Origin of the sequence: Vulcanisaeta sp., assembly GCF_049966235.1 — an archaeon.
GTDB lineage: Archaea > Thermoproteota > Thermoprotei > Thermoproteales > Thermocladiaceae > Vulcanisaeta > Vulcanisaeta moutnovskia.
The window spans coordinates 1-790 of sequence record NZ_JBMFVA010000065.1 but is presented as its reverse complement, the minus strand read 5'-3'; the positions used below and the strand labels follow the sequence as shown (position 1 = coordinate 790).

Annotated in this window: 1 protein-coding gene and 1 pseudogene; one reads left to right on the top strand and one right to left on the bottom strand. The window is 46.1% G+C overall.

Going from position 1 to position 790, the window contains the following annotated elements; translation table 11 throughout:
- On the bottom strand, nt 1-516 hold a 516-nt coding region (locus tag ACP5L5_RS11725), incomplete at its 3' end, for a carbohydrate kinase family protein (protein ID WP_428764007.1).
- A 36-nt stretch (nt 517-552) separates the two neighbouring features.
- Between ACP5L5_RS11725 and ACP5L5_RS11720 the strand changes: the two are divergent.
- A pseudogene (locus ACP5L5_RS11720) lies at nt 553-790 on the top strand (hypothetical protein); the annotation flags it as partial.

Genomic DNA, 790 nt, shown 5'->3' with positions numbered 1-790 from the left:
GCCCTTACGGGCAAGCGGCGTTCCACCATCAACGGAAACCGTTAAGCCCATGGACTTAGCAATACGTTTAGCGGCCTCTATTATCTCAGTTCTACCTAGAGCTATATGTACGTGAGAAACCCCATTAATCACCTCCTTCGTGATATCATCAGGCGTTAAGCCAAGGTTTGCGCCTGAATACCTTATCATCCTCTTAGAGCCATCGAGACCTACGATAACTATAACCGTACCTGTTCTTTCGTGGCTAACCCGCTTTATAAAACGTACATCCACACCCTCAGACTCCAACTCCTTAATCAGCATATCGCCGAATTGGTCATTACCCACAGATCCTAGGAATCTTGACCCAAGGCCGAGCCTCGCTATCGCCACGGAAAAGTTGGCTGCCGAACCGCCACCGCCCATGTATGTTTCGTAGGCATCTACGGATTCATCGGGCCTCGGTATACTATCAGTCTTTATGTATATGTCTAGGTTTAGGTTGCCCATTGATAGTACTACGGCTTTCTTATTCACGAGTAGCTTTATTAACTGGGTTTATTAATTTTTGACGTGGATAATGTGGATGTAAAGAAGCTGCTTGAATTAAGGGATAAGTTAGAGAGTAGGATTAAGGAGCTTCAGGAGGAGCTTAACCTGTTAATTGAGGTTAGGAATGCCCTTGATTCCATTATTAAGTCCCAGTCGATAGTGCCGGCCGCCGAACTCGTAGCTAAGCCCCAGGATTTAGGTAAGTTAGTGGAGACTAGGGAAATTAGGTCCAGGGTTGGTAATGAATTGTTGGGTACCG